Source organism: Pseudophaeobacter arcticus DSM 23566, from assembly GCF_000473205.1.
Lineage (GTDB): Bacteria > Pseudomonadota > Alphaproteobacteria > Rhodobacterales > Rhodobacteraceae > Pseudophaeobacter > Pseudophaeobacter arcticus.
Genome location: NZ_KI421507.1, coordinates 419,811 through 433,244 on the forward strand (window position 1 = coordinate 419,811; position 13,434 = coordinate 433,244).

At 59.9% G+C, this 13,434-nt stretch carries 13 protein-coding genes; 4 read left to right on the top strand and 9 right to left on the bottom strand.

Annotated features, from left to right (window positions below; genetic code table 11):
* Positions 1–44 precede the first annotated feature (44 nt).
* Complete coding sequence (locus ARCT_RS0106080) at positions 45–1,316, top strand: NAD(P)/FAD-dependent oxidoreductase (RefSeq protein WP_084300757.1); 1,272 nt, start codon at positions 45–47, stop codon at positions 1,314–1,316.
* Between the two features lie 58 nt (positions 1,317–1,374).
* Here the strand turns inward: ARCT_RS0106080 and ARCT_RS0106085 are convergent, their stop codons facing one another.
* The gene (locus ARCT_RS0106085; RefSeq protein WP_027239260.1) at positions 1,375–2,586 is read right to left on the bottom strand and encodes a methionine gamma-lyase; all 1,212 of its coding nucleotides are present in this window, start codon (positions 2,584–2,586) and stop codon (positions 1,375–1,377) included.
* A gap of 133 nt (positions 2,587–2,719) precedes the next feature.
* Here ARCT_RS0106085 and ARCT_RS0106090 point away from each other — a divergent pair, with 133 nt between their 5' ends.
* Positions 2,720–3,178 carry an Lrp/AsnC family transcriptional regulator gene (locus ARCT_RS0106090; RefSeq protein ID WP_027239261.1) on the top strand — a complete coding sequence of 153 codons (459 nt, stop codon included), beginning with the start codon at positions 2,720–2,722 and terminating at the stop codon, positions 3,176–3,178.
* Positions 3,179–3,228: 50 nt separating this feature from the next.
* Here the strand turns inward: ARCT_RS0106090 and ARCT_RS0106095 are convergent, their stop codons facing one another.
* The 8 genes from ARCT_RS0106095 to ARCT_RS0106135 all read right to left on the bottom strand — a co-directional run bounded on the left by ARCT_RS0106095 (position 3,229) and on the right by ARCT_RS0106135 (position 11,227).
* A complete protein-coding gene (locus ARCT_RS0106095; protein ID WP_027239262.1) occupies positions 3,229–4,380 on the bottom strand; it encodes a M56 family metallopeptidase in 1,152 nt (383 codons plus the stop codon).
* Positions 4,370–4,786 (bottom strand): BlaI/MecI/CopY family transcriptional regulator, encoded by a 417-nt coding sequence (locus tag ARCT_RS0106100; protein ID WP_240476263.1) that lies wholly within the window; start codon positions 4,784–4,786, stop codon positions 4,370–4,372. The genes ARCT_RS0106095 and ARCT_RS0106100 overlap by 11 nt, the downstream gene beginning before the upstream one ends.
* A gap of 389 nt (positions 4,787–5,175) precedes the next feature.
* On the bottom strand, positions 5,176–5,454 hold the full coding sequence (locus tag ARCT_RS0106110; protein WP_027239265.1) for a DUF2160 domain-containing protein: 279 nt from the start codon (positions 5,452–5,454) through the stop codon (positions 5,176–5,178).
* A complete protein-coding gene (locus ARCT_RS0106115) occupies positions 5,454–6,251 on the bottom strand; it encodes a carbohydrate ABC transporter permease (RefSeq protein ID WP_027239266.1) in 798 nt (265 codons plus the stop codon). Before ARCT_RS0106115 ends, ARCT_RS0106110 begins: the two co-directional genes overlap by 1 nt.
* Before the next feature lie 14 nt (positions 6,252–6,265).
* Complete coding sequence (locus tag ARCT_RS0106120) at positions 6,266–7,129, bottom strand: carbohydrate ABC transporter permease (protein WP_027239267.1); 864 nt, start codon at positions 7,127–7,129, stop codon at positions 6,266–6,268.
* Complete coding sequence (locus ARCT_RS0106125) at positions 7,126–8,229, bottom strand: ABC transporter ATP-binding protein (RefSeq protein ID WP_027239268.1); 1,104 nt, start codon at positions 8,227–8,229, stop codon at positions 7,126–7,128. Before ARCT_RS0106125 ends, ARCT_RS0106120 begins: the two co-directional genes overlap by 4 nt.
* An 11-nt stretch (positions 8,230–8,240) precedes the next feature.
* A complete protein-coding gene (locus tag ARCT_RS0106130) occupies positions 8,241–9,332 on the bottom strand; it encodes an ABC transporter ATP-binding protein (RefSeq protein ID WP_027239269.1) in 1,092 nt (363 codons plus the stop codon).
* 161 nt (positions 9,333–9,493) lie between these two features.
* Positions 9,494–11,227 (bottom strand): ABC transporter substrate-binding protein, encoded by a 1,734-nt coding sequence (locus ARCT_RS0106135; RefSeq protein ID WP_027239270.1) that lies wholly within the window; start codon positions 11,225–11,227, stop codon positions 9,494–9,496.
* Positions 11,228–11,526: 299 nt separating this feature from the next.
* On the opposite strand from ARCT_RS0106135, the gene ARCT_RS0106140 reads away from it, so the two are divergent.
* The gene (locus tag ARCT_RS0106140; protein ID WP_027239271.1) at positions 11,527–12,654 is read left to right on the top strand and encodes a THUMP domain-containing class I SAM-dependent RNA methyltransferase; all 1,128 of its coding nucleotides are present in this window, start codon (positions 11,527–11,529) and stop codon (positions 12,652–12,654) included.
* 176 nt (positions 12,655–12,830) lie between these two features.
* Positions 12,831–13,340, top strand: a complete 510-nt coding sequence (locus tag ARCT_RS0106145; protein ID WP_027239272.1) for a thioesterase family protein — start codon at positions 12,831–12,833, stop codon at positions 13,338–13,340.
* Positions 13,341–13,434 lie beyond the last annotated feature (94 nt).

Genomic DNA, 13,434 nt, shown 5'->3' on the forward strand with positions numbered 1-13,434 from the left:
AAGCGATTTGCCTCTGGTGATTTGGCACAAGTGAAAGGCTCCCGATGGGCAAGGCGGCAACAAAGACCTCTTCTCAGGCAGGTATGACCATCGCGGTCATTGGAGCAGGGATTGTTGGGGTGAGCTGTGGTTTGCGTCTGCAAAGCCTCGGCCATCAGGTGACGATCTATGATCGCAAGGGCCTGGCGGCAGAGGCTTCGGCGGGCAATGCCGGGGCCTTTGCTTTTAGTGAGATCATTCCACTGGCGACGCCGGGGATGATGCGCAAGGCGCCAAAATGGCTGTTGGACCCGATGGGCCCGCTGTCGATCCCGCCACGCTATGCCCTGCAACTGGCCCCCTGGCTGCTGCGCTTCTGGCGGGCCAGTTGGCGTGATCGCCATGCCGCGTCCATGGCTGCTCAAGCGGCACTGATGGGGCTGGGGCGGGCGGCGCTGGAGCGCCAGATCAGCGCCACGGATGGCGAATTCCTGATCCAGCGCGATGGTCAGTTGCAGCTGTTCGAAGGCGCAAGGGAATACCAGGCCAGTTTGTCAGCCTGGCAGGCCCGTGGTCAGGCTGGCATTCGCTATGACCTGCTGCAAACCCCGGATGAGATCGCCGAGGTGCAGCCGGGATTGAGCCGTCAATTCACCCATGCCGGCTATACACCGGACTGGATGAACACGGTGGACCCAAAGACCTGGTGTGAATTCCTGGCGGGGCAGTTCCTGGCGCGCGGTGGCCGCGTGGAGGTGCAGGATGTCAAAGCGCTTTGCGCTGACCGGGTGTCGGTGGCGCTGGATCTGGGCAGTCACAGGGTCACTCCGGACCGGGTGGTCCTGGCCGCCGGCGCCTGGTCACACCAGCTGGCGCGGGGCCTTGGGGATGCGCTGCCGCTGGAAACCGAACGCGGCTATAACACCACCCTGCCTGCCGGGGCGTTTGACCTCAGAACCCATGTGACCTTTGGCAGCCATGGCTTTGTTGCCAGCCGGATCAATGGCGGCGTGCGCATTGGTGGCGCGGTTGAGCTGGGCGGGCTGAAGCTGCCGCCCAATTTCAAACGTGCTGAGGTGCTGCTGAAAAAGGCCTGCCGCTTTATGCCGGGGCTGGACAGCACGGGCGGCACCCAGTGGATGGGGTTCCGCCCCTCGCTGCCTGACAGCCTGCCGGTGATTGGCGCCTCCTCTGCGTCAGAGGCGGTGATCTATGCCTTTGGCCATGGCCACCTGGGCCTTACCCAATCGGCGGCAACAGCGGAATTGGTGGCGGATCTGGTGATGGCCCGCACACCTGAAATTCCGCTTGCGGCGCTGTCCCCGCAGCGGTTCTAACCGGTGCGGGAAACTGCGTTTGGACCGTACTCAGGCAGCCGTGCTCAGGCGGCCATGTTCAGGCGGCCTGTTCGTGCGCAAGCGCCAAGGACTGTTCCAGATCCCGCAGGATATCAGCGGCATCTTCCAGACCGGCCGACAGCCGCACCAGGCCTTCGGTGATGCCATGTTCCGCGCGCTCTTGCGGCGTATAGGTGGAATGGGTCATCGAAGCCGGGTGCTGGATCAGCGTTTCCGCATCCCCCAGCGACACCGCACGGGTGATCATCTTGAGCCGGTTCATCATCGCCCGCCCGGCTGCCAACCCACCCTTTAGCTCAAAGGCAATCATGCCGCCTGGCAGCGCCATCTGGCGGCAGGCCAGATCATAGTGATCAAAGCTGGGCAGGCCGGGGTAGTAAACTGTGGCCACCGCCGGATGTGCCTCTAGCCAATCCGCGATTTCGGCGGCGGTGCTGCTGTGGCGTTCCATCCGCAGCGCCAGGGTTTTCAGCCCGCGCATAACCAGCATCGCATTAAACGGCGCCATGACGGCTCCGGTCATGTCTTTCATACCAGTCAGACGGATCTCCTGGATCTGTTCGGCCCGCCCGGCCAACAACCCGGCGACAACATCCCCATGGCCGCCAAGGTATTTGGTGGCCGAATGCAGCACCAGATCGGCGCCCAGCTCAATCGGGCGGGTCAGATAGGGGGTGGCATAGGTGTTGTCCACCACAACGATTGCACCATGGGCATGGGCGATGCGGCTGGCGCCGGCGATATCAACCAGGCGCATATTGGGATTGGCCGGGGTTTCAAAATAGACCACACGGGTCTTTGCGCTGATCGCCGCCTGCAGCTGGGCCAGATCCGTCATGTCCACATGCGAGACGGTGATGCCAAATTTCTGCAACCCGTGCCGCATAAAGGCAAAGGTGCAGCCATAGAGCGTTTTATCCACGAGGATCTCATCGCCGGGGCTGAGCAGCGTCCACAGGGTTGAGGTGATTGCCCCCATGCCAGACGAGAGCGCCAATCCGGCCTCGGCGCCTTCGAGCGTGGCAATGCGTTGCTCCAAAAGATCCAGGGTGGGGTTGGAGATGCGGGAATAGATATGGCCGGGGCGGTCGCCTGCAAACATCTCTCCGCCGCTTTCGGCCGTTTCAAATGCAAAGGTCGAGGTGAGATGCAGCGGCGGCGTCAAGGCGCCTTCATTGGCCTGCGCGTCATAGGCGTGATGAATTGCGCGGGTGGCAAAGCCAGGCGTGGTATCTGTAGGGTGGGTCATTGCATGCTCCTGTCACGGTGATGGAGCTATGATGGCCTTGATATACGCCGGTGAAATTGCGACTTATGCCACATAAAGGACAAGTATTGGCAGAATCTGCCAATTTGCAAAACTGGAGCCCGATTTGGCGACATTGGATCAAAAAGATCGACAGATCATCCGGACCCTGCAACGGGATGGGCGGATGTCCAATCAGGATCTGGCCGAGGCGGTCAACCTGTCGCCCTCTCCCTGTTTGCGGCGGCTGCGCAACCTGGAAAAATCAGGCGTGATCGCCGGGTTTTCTGCCCGCGCAAATGCCAAACTATATGGTTTGGGCATGGAGATCTTTGTGCGGATCCGCCTGGAGCGACACCATCAGGAGGTGGTGCAGACCTTTGAGCGCCGGGTTTCGGCGATGCCGGAAGTGCTGGAATGCCACATGATGACTGGCCAGGTGGATTATCAACTGCGGGTACTGGTGGCCGGGCTGGACGCCTACGAGAGTTTTATCCGCAACAAGATCCACCCCATCGGCGGGGTTGGCTCGATTGAGACCAGCTTTGTCTATGGCACGGTCAAGCAGACAGCGGTTTTCCCCGATCTGGGATAGGCACCATTCGCTTGGCAAGAGGACGGAAGCGGGGCGCAGCTTGCCCGGGCTTAGCGCCCGGTCGGCATAAAGCTACCCTGCAGGATGTCGCGGGCGACCACCTGGCTGCTGGGAGCTGCGTTGCGGCTGGCCATCCGTTCGAGATTGACAATTGTCGAAAGCATCAGCCGGTCATGGCTCCAGTCGCCGGGGCGTTGCATCAGCATGGCGGTGGCCAGCACCGATGCGACCATCAGACCCGATACCAGGGCCCAGCCAAAGCCGGTTTCGCCATGTGGCTCCTGGGCGGTCACCGCAATGATACGCTGTTGCAGAGTTGAATCCCGACGGGTTTCGCGCCGGTCCACCAGGGCAACAGCCGGGCTGCGGCGGGTAAAGAATACGCGCTCCTGTGCGGCCTGGGCACAGGCGCGGATCAGGCATTCGCAATAGGCGCGGATATCCAGACCAGGGCGCGCCATCAAGGCCTGATCGCAGGCAAATTCGCGCAGAAGCCGGACCTCGCGGCGCCACAGATAAAAGGCGGGGTTCCAGAACAACAGCGGCCGCAACAGCTCCAGCAGGACCTCGCATTCGATGTCGCGCTGGCGAAAATGCTGCAGCTCATGGGCCAGGGTCAGTTTCAGATCCTGGGGCCGGGTCAGCAGGGGCGAGGGCAGCACCACATAACGGCTGAACAGCCCCCGGGTCGAATAGGCAACCGGGGTCTCGTCAGAGATCAGGATCTGCGTGCCGCCAATGTTCTTCCAGATAAAGCTGCGCTTGAGCGCCCGGCGCAGGCGGTAGACCGAGGAGGCCAGTTGGGCGGCACAGATCAGCCCTCCGATGGCCAGCGCCGTGGTCAGCAGCCGGGTCCAGAGCAGTTGCTGGGAGGAGAGTACCCGCACGGTGTCTTCGCGCAGGCCCAGAAGGGTTTCAAAACTGGTGGCGCTCATGCTGACATTGCCCTGCAGAAACTGCGAGACCAGAAGATCGGACAGATTGGGCGGATGGGCCATCACCAGATGGGTAAAGGCAAACATCATGAAGGGAGACAGCGCCAGCAGCAGGGTGAGCGCATTCATCAGTCGCAGCTGCGCGCCAAAGGCATGGGCCAGATGAGAATGAGACAGAAGTTTTCGCGCCGCCAGCCAAAGCAGGGTGCCTGTTAGCACCAGAAGATTGAGATCCAGATAGCTATTGATCAGCGCGTCAGTTTCCATTGTCCCCCAACCTTTCGTTCAGCAGCGCCCGCATCTCAACGAGCATGTCGTCGGTAACTTCTTCATCGTCAACAAGGCGGGCGACCAGGGCCGCGGGCGTATCGTTGAACAGCTTGCTCGAAAGGTTTTTCAGAGAGGTTTTTTGATACTCTGCTTTGGGAATGGCGGGGCGGTAGATCAGCGAGCGGTCTGCCCTTTCGCTGGTTAGAAAGCCCTTTTGTTCCATGATCTTGAGCACCGTTGCCACCGATGTATAGGCGCGCTCCTGTGCCTGGTTCAGCACCGCAAGGATTTCCCTGACGGTACCGCCCCCGGTAGCCCAGACGACGGTCATGAATTCAAGCTCAACCTCGGTCAGCAGTGAATTGTCCTGTTTCTTACGCATGTCGTCTGATGTCCGGTTCATTTTGGTCTTTCAGCGATGCTAGAGCATGATGGGATTTTTGAAAACTAGTTTTTTAGGAGACCTCGAGCGGCAGGATCTGAACCGGATCACGGTGCCGTCTTGGCGCTGTCAAATTGAGCGCTTCCGCGCGCCTATTTCTGCCTCGGGCGGGGGTGATATGCCGGCCCTGGACAGGGGGAAACTGGGCAGGGGAAAACTGACCCGGGGGAAAATGGGCGGGGGGAAACTGGACAGGCTGGGTAAAGCTGGTAAGGAATTGCTGAGAAGGTCTGAATGGGCAGGACTGCCCATTCAGACCCTTGGCAATTTTATTCAGGCAGGCGCGTCAAGGGCAAGCCGCTGGCGCGGGGCCTTTGGCCCCCTTGACCCGCCACTCCAAGGCGGCGGCGCTACACCTTCCAGAAAGTGAAGATGCCCCAGAGAATGGAAAGCCCCAGCGGGTACCAGAGCGGCATGCCGAACAATCCAAGCCAGGCGAGGAAGATGTAGCTGGTGCCCAGAAGGGTGATGAACAAACGGTCCCCGCGTGTGGTGGAGAGCCCCAACACACCTTTGCGCAGGTCGCCGCCGGGGCTGCGAATTTCCAGCAGGACAAGCACGCCAATGGCAGAGAAAATACCGATAAAGACCAGAGCGGTGGGCCAGGTCCAGGCCATCCATGACAACATTATACCCTCCCCATCGCAAAACCTTTTGCGATATAGTTGCGGACGAACCAGATCACGATGGCGCCCGGAATGATTGTCAATGTGCCCGCGGCCGCCAGGAGGCCCAGCTCGTAGCCGGCACTGGAGGCGGTTTTGGTCATGGTGGCGGCGATGGGTTTCGCGGCCACTGCCGTCAGGGTCTTGGCCAAGAGCAGCTCTACCCAGGAGAACATGAAGCAGAAGAAGGCGGCAACGCCAACGCCTGCCTTGATCGAGGGGATAAAGATGGTGGCAAAGAAACGCGGGAAGGAATAGCCGTCCACATAGGCGGTCTCGTCCAGCTCCTTGGGGATGCCGCCCATGAAGCCCTCCAAGATCCAGACAGCCAGCGGGATGTTGAACAGGCAATGGGCCAGGGCCACTGCGAGGTGGGTGTCAAAGATCCCCACCGCGGAGTAGAGCTGAAAGAAGGGCAGCGCAAAGACCGCAGCCGGCGCCATCCGGTTGGTCAGCAACCAGAAGAACAGCTGCTTGTCGCCAAGAAAGCGGTAGCGCGAAAACGCATAGGCGGCCGGCAGCGCCACGGCGACCGAGATCACCGTGTTGATGCTGACGTAGAGGATCGAGTTGATATAGCCCCAGTACCAGGTCGGATCGGTAAAGATGGTGACGTAGTTTTCCAGCGTGAAGGTCTGCGGGAACAGCGAGAAGCCCGAGAGGATTTCATTGGTGGTCTTAAAGCTCATCGCGACGAGCCAGTAGATTGGCAGCATCAGGAAGAGAATATAGACAATGGGGATGATGGATCGTTTTTGCATCTCTCAAACCCTCCTTAGTTCAGGTCGTCTTTGGTCATCAGCGTGTAAAACAGCCAGGAGACCAGAAGCGTGATTGCGAAATAGATGAGCGACATGGCAGCAGCCGGGCCAAGGTCAAACTGACCCAGGGCGATTTTCACCAGATCAATCGACAGAAGCGTGGTGGAGTTGCCGGGACCACCGCCGGTGAGCACAAATGGCTCGGTGTAGATGTTGAAACTGTCCATAAAGCGCAACAGGATGGCGATGGTGAGGACGGTTTTCATCTTGGGCAGCTGGATGAACCGGAACACGGCCCAGTTGGAGGCGCCGTCGATCTTGGCCGCCTGGTAATAGGCATCCGGGATCGACACCAGGCCAGCATAGGCCAAGAGCACCACCAATGATGTCCAGTGCCAGACATCCATGGTGACGATGGTCACCCAGGCCGCCAGCGGGTTCTGGGTCATGTCATAGGAGACGCCCAGCACATGGTTGAGGAAATAGCCCAAGAGGCCAATGTCGGGCAGGGTAAAGATGTTCCACATTGCGCCAACCACGTTCCAGGGGATCAGCATCGGCAGCGCCATGGTGACCAGACAGACCGGCACCCAGAAGCCTTTGCGCGGCATCGCCAGGGCGATGATAATGCCCAGCGGCACCTCGATGATCAGGATCAGGAAGGTAAACAGGAACTGTCGCCCCAGAGCGGCGTGAAAGCGATCAGAGCGTAGGATTTGTTCGAACCAATCCAGGCCCTGCCAGAAAAACACATTGTCGCCAAAGGTTTCCTGCACCGAGTAATTCACCACGGTCATCATCGGGATCAGCGCGTTAAAGGCCACCAGCACCAGCACGGGCAGCACAAAGAACCAGGCTTTTTGGTTTTCGGTTTTCATTGTGCCGCCTCCGCTGCGGTGTCGGGCGTGTCGGGGGAGCTGGCCAGCCAGCCATCCACATAAAGCCGGGTTTGGTCCCGGCGAAAATCAAGATGCACCGGGGTGCCTGTTGCAGGGCCCGCGCCCTCGATCACAGCGTTGATGCGTGTGCCACTGGCCTGGCATTCCACCACCGTGTGGCGTCCCACATCGGACACTTTGGTCACCGTTGCGGGCAGGCCGGTGTCAGCCAGCGAGACAAATTCCGGGCGGATGCCCACTTCGGTTTTGCCCTGGGGCTTGCCATGGATTGGCCCTTCCAGCGCAATGGTCTGGTCTGCAAAACGGGCCGCGCCGGCCTGTAGGGTGCAGGGCAGGATATTCATCCCCGGCGAGCCGATGAAATGGCCGACAAATGTATGGGCGGGGCGATCAAACAGCTCGACCGGGGTGCCGATCTGCACCACTTCACCATCCTGCATCACCACCACCTGATCGGCAAAGGTCAGCGCCTCAGTCTGGTCGTGGGTGACGTAGATCATCGTGGCCTTGACCCTCTGGTGCAGTTCTTTCAGTTTTGAGCGCAGCTTCCACTTCAGATGTGGGTCGATCACTGTCAGGGGTTCGTCAAACATCACCACATTGACGTCTTCGCGCACCAGCCCCCGCCCCATGGAGATCTTTTGCTTGTTGTCGGGGCTGAGGTTCGCCGCGCGGGTCTGGAGCATGTCGGTGACCTCCAGCATTTCGGCAATTGCCATCACGCGGGTTTTTACCGTCGCTTCATCGCGGCCGCGATTGCGCAGCGGGAAGGCAAGATTGTCGTAGACCGTCATGGTGTCGTAGATCACCGGGAACTGAAACACCTGGGCAATGTTGCGCTGATCCGGCGGCAGGGCGGTAACGTCCTGACCGTCAAACAGGATCTGGCCCTCCGAGGGCACCAGCAGCCCCGAAATGATGTTGAGCAGGGTGGATTTGCCACAGCCCGAGGGGCCAAGCAGCGCATAGGCGCCGCCGTCGCTCCAGTCCAGATCAATCTCTTTCAGCGCATAGTCTGACGGGGATTGGGGGGCGGGCATATAGCTGTGTCGCAGCTTTGAGAGTGTAATTTTTGCCATTTTCCTGAGCCTCAGGCTGCGCGGGAGCCATCGGGTGCAAAGAAGTAGCACGCCGAAGGGTCCATATAGAAATCATGCATTTCGCCAATCTTGTAGGGGTGAACTCCCGCCGAGAGGGATACCCAGTTGGCCTGGGCTTCGCCGCCTGCGGTGCCGCCAAGGCCAAGATCGAAATGCGCAGAACTTTCCGAGCCTGACAGCTCGGTCACCAGTACCCGGCCATCAAGGCGCACAGAGGCCTTTTTGCTGGCGCTGGGCAGGACGTGATAGGGACGGATGGCGATGGAATAGCTGCCATCGCGCAGACCTGCAGCAGGGCCGTCCAGTTGCCACTGCACATCGGCGCCCAAACGGGCGGTGGTGCCTTCTTTGGTCACCGTTGCGGTATTGATCGGCGGGTCCGAAAACACCCGCGCCGCATCCAGATTGCCGGGGTCGCGGTAGATTTCGGCCGTAGGGCCAAACTGGGTGACGCGCCCATCGCGCATCAGGGCGGTTTTACCGCCCAACAGCAGCGCCTCTTCGGGTTCCGATGTGGCATAGACCACCACGGCACCGCGCCCGGCAAACAGCTCGGGCAGCTGGTCGCGCAGCTCTTCGCGCAGTTTGTAGTCGAGGTTGGCCAGCGGCTCATCCAGGAACACCGCGCGGCTTTCCTTGGCGATGGCGCGGGCCAGGGCACAGCGCTGTTGCTGGCCACCGGACAATTCGTGCGGGCGGCGGTGCAGCATTGGTTCCAGCTGCAGGATTTTGGCCGCTTCGGCGACGCGATCTTCGATCTCGGATTTTGCCATTCCGACCACTTTCAGCGGCGAGGCGATGTTTTCGTAGACCGTCATATGGGGGTAGTTGATGAAAAACTGGTGCACCAGACTGATGTTGCGCTTCTGGGTGCTGAGCCGCGAGACATCCTCGCCCTCCATAAGCACCTGACCGCTGGCCATCGGGTCCAGCCCGGCCATCAGTTTGATCAGCGAGGTCTTGCCCGACCCGGTGGCGCCCAACAGGACGTTAAAGTGACCAGGTTCCAGCAGCAGGGAGGTGTCCTTGATATGCTCGATCGCGCCAACGCGCTTGGTCACGTTTCTTAGTTCAAGTGCCATCGTTATTTAACTTTCCGGCAACCGGCCATGCAGCAAAAGCTGACTGGGGCCGTGTCTGTATTTTGCGGGGGAAAAAGAGCCCCAAAGCATTGCAAAACAACGCTCCGGGGCAAAGTGTCGGGCCAGAGACCGAAGGGGTCAGGCCCGACGGGGAGGAGCGGTTACTGCGAGGCCCAGCGGGCAACCAGTTCGTCGTAGTTGACGGTCTGGCCTGCAGGTTTTTCGTTCTCCAGTGGTGGCTTGGCGCCGCCATTGGCATACCACCACTCAGCGTCTTTTTCCTCGTTCAGACGTGGGCCGCAGCCGCCGTAGATCTCAGCCTGCTCGTCTGCACGCTGCATCCGGGCCATGGTGATATCCATTTCTTCGGCCAGACGGTTCATCGCTTCCTGCGGGGTAAAGGCCCCCGAGTTCACGTCGCCAATCTGCTGCCACCAGATCTGGGCCAGCTTTGGATAGTCGGGCACGTTCACGCCGGTTGGCGACCAGGCCACACGATCCGGTGAGCGGTAGAATTCTACCAGACCGCCCAGGTTTTCAGCCCGCTCCGAGAAGCTCTCGTGGTTGACCGAGCTGTCACGAATGAAGGTCAGACCCACGTGGGACTTCTTCACGTCGACTGTTTTGGACACAACAAACTGAGCATAAAGCCAGGCTGCCTGCGACCGCTCCAGCGGCGTCGACTTGAGGAAGGTCCAGGAACCAACATCCTGATAGCCAACCTTCTGGCCGTCTTCCCAGTAGGGGCCATGTGGGCTTGGCGCCATCCGCCACAGCGGCTTGCCTGCTTCGTCCACGGTGTTGTTGCCTTCGGACTGCGGCTTTACCATGTCGGCGGTAAAGGCGGTGTACCAAAAGATCTGCTGGGCAACATTGCCCTGCGCAAGCGCGGGCAGCGACTGGTAGAAGTCATAAGACGCGGCACCGGGAGGCGCATATTTGCGCAGCCATTCGTCCCATTTGCGGATCGCATAGACCGCAGCTGGACCGTTTGCAGCCCCACCCCGGGTGACGCTTGCGCCCGCAGGGTTACAAGAGCCGGCTTCCATACGGATGCCCCACTCGTCGATTGGCACGCCGTTTGGCTCACCCTTGGAGCCGGCACCGGCCATCGACAGCCAGGCATCGGTCATCCGCCAGCCCAGGTCAGGCGCGCGTTTGCCGTAATCCATGTGGCCGTAGATCGCTGTGCCGTCGATTTCCTTTACGTCTTCGCTAAAGAATTCGGCGATGTCCTCATAGGCAGACCAGTTGACCGGAACACCCAGATCATAGCCGTATTTTGCCTTGAAGGCCTCTTGCAGATCGGCGCGGTCAAACCAGTCTTTGCGGAACCAGTAGAGGTTGGCAAACTGCTGGTCGGGCAGCTGATACAGATCCCCATCGGGACCGGTGGTGAACTGGGTGCCCATAAAGTCATCCAGATCCAGGCCGGGGTTGGTCACCGACTTGAAATCACCCGCCATCATATCCGTCAGGTTATGGGCCAGCTGCAGCCGCGAGTGGGTGCCGATCAGATCCGAGTCATTGACATAGGCATCATATAGATTGCGCTGTGTCTGCATCTGGGTCTGAACCGCCTGTACCACTTCGCCTTCGCCGAGGATCTGGTGATTAACCTTGATCCCGGTGATTTCTTCAAAGGCTTTGGTCAGAACTTCCGACTCGTAAGAATGCGTCGGGATGCCCTCGGAGAGCACGTTGATCTCCATACCTTTGAAGGGCTCCGCGGCGGTGATAAACCACTGCATCTCGCTCATCTGTTCATCTTTGGTCAGGACCGAGGGCTGAAACTCCTCATCGATCCATTTAAGTGCGGCTGCTTCATCGGCATAAACCGCCTGTCCCGCAGCCACGGCGCATACCGCTGCTGCGGACAAAAGATACCTGCGCATCTTTTTCCTCCCTAAAAGTCTGTAAGGCCAGCTACGCTCTCTCGCATCTGACTGGTAATTAGCTTTCATATAGGCGTCATAGTTGTCAAACTAAAAATTTAGTTTGTATGTAACCTTATGAAATACAATTACTTTTAAAGGTGATTTTTTGGGACCTCAGATCAGTGGGGATGGCTTTTTAGGGGGCGGAGCTTGCTGCGAGTCATTGCCGCAATGCGGCAATTCGACCTCAAGGCCTGACCGGGCATATTGGCAAAATAGCCATCGCCCAAAGGGGCAAACCGGGGTATGAGAGCCTGATGAGCGATATAGACACATTCGAGATCTTTTTGACCGCAGCCCCCGGGCTGGAAGCAGCCCTGCTGACCGAGGTCCGCGAGGCTGGCTTTGCCGCTGCCAAATCCGTGCCCGGTGGCGTCACCGTGCAGGGGGACTGGCGCGAGGTCTGGCGCGCCAACCTGTGCCTGCGGGGCGCCGCCCGCGTGCTGGCCCGCATTGGTGAGTTTCGCGCCTTTCATCTGGCGCAGCTGGACAAACGCGCGCGCAAATTCCCCTGGGGCGAAGTGCTGCGCAAGGACGTGCCGGTCAAGGTGGAGGTCACCACCAACAAGAAGTCCAAGATCTACCATGCCGGCGCCGCCGCGCAGCGGGTGGAAAAGGCGCTGGTCGAAAGCTTTGGCGCCACCCTGTCAAAGGAGGCGGCGCTGACGCTGAAGCTGCGGATCGACGACAATATGTGCCAGTTCAGTGTCGATACCTCAGGCGAGGGCCTGCACAAACGCGGCCATAAATCCGCCGTTGGCAAGGCGCCGATGCGGGAAAATCTGGCGGCGCTGTTTCTGCGGGACTGTGGCTTTGACGGGCATGAACCGGTGGTGGACCCCATGTGCGGCTCTGGCACCTTTGTCATTGAGGCGGCAGAGATCGCTCTGGGCCTGGTGCCGGGGCGCAGCCGCAGCTTTGCCTTTGAACAGATGGCCAGCTTTGACGCCGATGCCTATGCGGCGCTGAAAGCAGAGCTGACACCGCAGGAGGTGGATATCTCGGCGCTGCATTTCTATGGCTCTGACCGCAACGCCGGGGCGGTTGAGATGGCAACAGCCAATGCCGCGCGCGCCGGAGTGACCGCCATCACGCAGTTCAGCCATCACGCGGTCAGCGATCTGATGCCGCCCGAGGGCCCTGCGGGACTGGTGATTGTCAACCCGCCCTATGGCGCGCGGATCGGCAACAAGAAACTGCTCTTTGCCCTCTATGGCGCGCTGGGCAAAACCCTGATGGAGCGTTTTTCCGGCTGGCGGGTTGGCATTGTCACCAGCGAGACCGGGCTGGCCAAGGCCACGGGGTTGCCGTTGCTGCCCCTGGGGGCGCCGGTGGCCCATGGGGGGCTGAAAATCCGCCTGTTCAAAACCGATCCACTGCGCTGACCGGGCGCTTTTCCTGAAGGAACGCAACGGCTTTTGAAACTGTGACGTGGGGATTTTCTTTACCCTCGGCGCCGGGGCAGAGATGTTGGCGGCAGGCATGCCGACAGCTATGACGCCGGGCATCAGTCCAGAGAGCAGGCCAGAGAGCAGGCCGCGCAACAGGGGGCAGGACAGCAATGACAACACAACCCACGCAGGGGCATGATGGTCCTTATCCAACGCCAATCATGGTGACAGGACGATCCGTGCTGCCAGAGTGGATCGACTATAATGGCCATATGAACGTCGCCTATTATGGTCTGGCCTTTGATAATGCGATTGATCAGATGTTTGATGACCACATAGGCAATGGCGAGGCCTATGTGCGGGCTGCGGCTCAGGGCATGTTTGTGTTGCAGTCGAATATGCAATTCCTGCAGGAGCTGCGGCTGGGGCAGATCTTTGCGGTCAGTTTTCAGCTCATTGATCACGATAGCAAGCGGCTGCATTTTTGGTCAGAAATTCTGTTGGACGGACAGGTCTGCGCCACTCAGGAAGTGCTGGCGATGCATGTTGATCTGACGACGAAACGCGCGGCTGTATTTCCCGATTGGTTGCAGGCACGTTTGGCGCAGTTGCAGGCGGATCACGCGGCGCTTGCACGTCCCCAGCGGCTGGGGGCCAAGCTCGGCATTCGCCGGGGCTGAATCGCACGCGCCGGGCACGCTTTGGGCGTTGTCTTCAAGTCCGTTTGATACAGGACAATAGCAAAGGGGGCGCAGTGATGCGCCCCCTTTGGTT